At 65.1% G+C, this 3,093-nt stretch carries 3 protein-coding genes and 1 pseudogene; all 4 read left to right on the top strand.

Going from position 1 to position 3,093, the window contains the following annotated elements; all coding sequences use genetic code 11:
* The coding region (locus DH10_RS12905) for a tetratricopeptide repeat protein (RefSeq protein ID WP_192384782.1) at positions 1-1,040 on the top strand (1,040 nt) is incomplete at its 5' end.
* A 192-nt stretch (positions 1,041-1,232) separates the two neighbouring features.
* Complete coding sequence (locus DH10_RS12900) at positions 1,233-1,865, top strand: alpha/beta hydrolase family protein (RefSeq protein ID WP_192247393.1); 633 nt, start codon at positions 1,233-1,235, stop codon at positions 1,863-1,865.
* Positions 1,866-1,884: 19 nt separating this feature from the next.
* Positions 1,885-2,661: an exodeoxyribonuclease III gene (locus DH10_RS12895; RefSeq protein ID WP_192247396.1), complete on the top strand. Its 777-nt coding sequence runs from the start codon at positions 1,885-1,887 to the stop codon at positions 2,659-2,661.
* A gap of 161 nt (positions 2,662-2,822) precedes the next feature.
* Positions 2,823-3,093 (top strand): annotated as a pseudogene (locus DH10_RS12890) (hypothetical protein); the annotation flags it as partial.

The raw sequence follows: 3,093 nt of genomic DNA, 5'->3' as shown, positions 1-3,093 counted from the left end.
CGCGCGAGGTCGAGCGCCGCCATGCGGAGCTGAGGCGCGGCGTCACCCGCCGCACCACGCATGTCGTGTTCGGCCGTGTGCTTCTCGCCAAGGTCGCGAAAACCGGCGATGCCGAGATCGAGCGCCGCGCGAGGGGCGAGCGTGCCGCAGGGCGCACGCTGATCAGCGAGAACGGTTTTTTGCGCCTGCTTGGCCTGATGAAAGCGCCCGAGGCGTCATCGCTGGCCAGGCAGTCGCTGATCGACCAATCGCGGCTTGCCGGCGACGATCTCGACATGCTGTCGCTGTTCGACGCTTTCGAGCATGACGGCGAACCTTATTCCTTCCGCGACCTGATCCTGGCCAAGAAATATGCCGGGCTGATCGCCAGCGGCGCCACGTGGGGGGCGATCGTCCGCTCCGTGCATCGCTCCGGCCCGGTCACCTCGCTCACCGCCAAGTCGCTCAATCTCGGCTCCCAGTATGGCCGTCCGGACGCGATCTATCTCGACGATGGGACGAGCGAGCTCGACGGCCAGCTGCTGTTCGACCTCGGGTCATCGGAAGACGACACGCTGGAGGAGCTGTTCGCCGAGGCGGAAGCGGCAGAGGAGGAGGAGCGCCACGACGATGCGGCAGCACTCTACCAGCGTTGCCTCGCGATCGATCCCAAGGACGCCATCGCCGCCTTCAATCGTGCCAACTGCCTGCGCGGCGCCGGCCGCGTCGCCGAAGCCGCGCATGATTATGCACGCGCGATAAAACTCGATCCCGGCTTCGTCGAGGCCTGGTTCAACCTCGCCGGGCTGATGAGCGACGAGGGCAAAGTGGCTTCGGCGCGAAGGCATCTGCACAAGGCGATCGCACTGGACAACGCCTATGCCGACCCGGTGTTCAACCTCGCCCGACTGGAATTCGACGCCGGCAATTTTACCGAAGCCCGCCGGCTGTGGGCGCGCTATCTGGAGCTCGATGCAGAGTCAGAATGGGCAAGGCTGGCGCAGAAGGGCATTCAGTTCGTGGATTTGCACATGGTAGGTGAGCGAGATGTTCGCGCCTGAGCACCCCCCTCTGGCCTGCCGGCCATCTCCCCCGCAAGGGGGGAGATTGCGCGCTCAATCGCTTTCGCCAATCTCGAACGTTGCAAGAATGGGCGGGGCGCCAAAGCTGCCAATCTCCCCCCTTGCGGGGGAGATGCCCGGCAGGGCAGAGGGGGGTGCGAAGGAACTCGGCCTCTCCAGAAAGGTCGCCTCATGACCTACTTCCTCTTCGACGGCCCGGACTCCGCCCCCGTCACCATCCTACTCGCCCATGGCGCCGGCGCGCCGATGGATTCCGCCTCGATGGCCGCCACGGCCAAGGCCTTCGCGGCCGCCGGCTTCCGCGTCGCCCGCTTCGAGTTCCACTACATGGCGGCGCGCCGCTACGGTCACCGCAAGCCGCCGCCGCGCGCCGAGACGGTGAACCCGGAATACGTCAAGGCGATCGCCGATCTCAGGGCCAAGGGCGTGACCGGAAAGCTCATCATCGGCGGCAAGTCTATGGGCGGGCGCGTCGCTTCGATGGTCGCCGACGATATGTTTGCCAAGGGCGAGATCGCCGGCCTGGTCTGCCTCGGTTACCCTTTCCATCCGCCCGGCAAGCCCGAGCAACTGCGGACGAAGCATCTCGCTGACTTGAAGACGCCGACCCTCATCTTCCAAGGAACGCGCGACGAGTTCGGCACGAAGGAGGAGGTCGCGACCTACGGCCTCTCCGACGCCATCGAGGTGATCTGGCTGGAGGACGGCGACCATGATTTGAAGCCGCGCAAGAAGATCTCGGGTTTCTCGACGGCGGATCACCTGAAAACGGTGGCGGAGACGATTAAGGCACGGATGGCGTGACTGGATCGCGCAGACTTGCATGAAACTCGCCACCTTCAACATAAACAACATCAACAGCCGCCTCGAAAACCTCTTGGCCTGGCTCGCCAAGGCAAAACCAGACGTCGTCTGCCTGCAAGAGCTGAAGTCCCGCGATACGCAGTTTCCGCTGACCAGGTTCGCCAATGCCGGCTATGGCGCGGTGTGGAAGGGCGAGCCGACCTGGAACGGCGTCGCCATCCTTGCCCGTGGCACCGAGCCGGTACTGACGCGCGACGCGCTGCCCGGCGACGAAGCCGACCGCCAGGCGCGCTACATCGAGGCGGCGGTCGACGGCGTCGTCATCGCCTGCCTCTACGCGCCGAACGGCAACCCGAGGCCAGGACCGAAATTCGACTACAAACTCGCCTGGCACGAGCGCTTCGCGGCGTATGCGGGCGAGTTGCTCGACACCGGCCTGCCGGTGGTGCTCGCCGGCGATTACAACATCGTGCCCGAGCCGCGCGACATCTACCAAACCCACTCCTATGACGACAACGCGCTGGTCCAGCCGCAAAGCCGCGCCGCCTTTGCGGCGCTGATCGAGCAGGGCTGGACCGATGCGTTGCGCAAAGTCTTCCCGAAAGAAGAGAGGCTCTACACCTTCTGGGATTACCGCCGGAACCGCTGGCCGCGCGATGCAGGGCTCAGGCTCGACCATATCCTGTTGTCGAAGAAGCTGGCGCGGAAGCTGAAGGGGGCGGGGATCGACCGTGACATACGGGGCCAGGACAACGCCAGCGACCACGCGCCGGTGTGGGTGGAATTGGCGACCTGACCTTCTCCCACGAGGGGAGAAGGTCAGGGGGGCGCTGTCTCTCGCAAGTAGTGGCTGTGCAGTAACGACGTCTCAAGCCAGCTTTTGCGGACGTGGAAGGGGGATCTCAGACTTCATGCTTTTCATCTTGGACATTATTTCTCGCGCATCGCTCCCCCGCCATGGCTGACAACGCCCTCGTCCTCTTCATCTCCGCCCTTGTCCTCGCCGGCGCCGTCGCTCTCATCGCGCTCGCCCTGCGCTGGCGGCGCAAGCGGCGCAAGGCGCGCGGCAGCGCCGATCCGACCCGCGACTATGCGCCCCGCACCGCCTGGGGCCTGACATCCAGCAAGCTCAATTTCTCCTCCTTCGTCTTCATGGATGTCGACGGCGACGGAACCTATGGCCAGGCTGACCGCCCGATGGCCGGCATCGTGGTGCGGCTGTTCAACG

Origin of the sequence: Mesorhizobium silamurunense (genome assembly GCF_014843825.1) — a bacterium.
GTDB lineage: Bacteria > Pseudomonadota > Alphaproteobacteria > Rhizobiales > Rhizobiaceae > Mesorhizobium > Mesorhizobium silamurunense.
This window is presented reverse-complemented; position numbering and strand designations above follow the sequence as displayed.

Bases quoted from the DNA above. Each gene is read 5' to 3' on its own strand.
- DH10_RS12900 (WP_192247393.1), top strand. From the start codon at position 1,233: ATGACCTACTTCCTCTTCGACGGCCCGGACTCCGCCCCCGTCACCATC.
- DH10_RS12895 (WP_192247396.1), top strand. From the start codon at position 1,885: ATGAAACTCGCCACCTTCAACATAAACAACATCAACAGCCGCCTCGAA.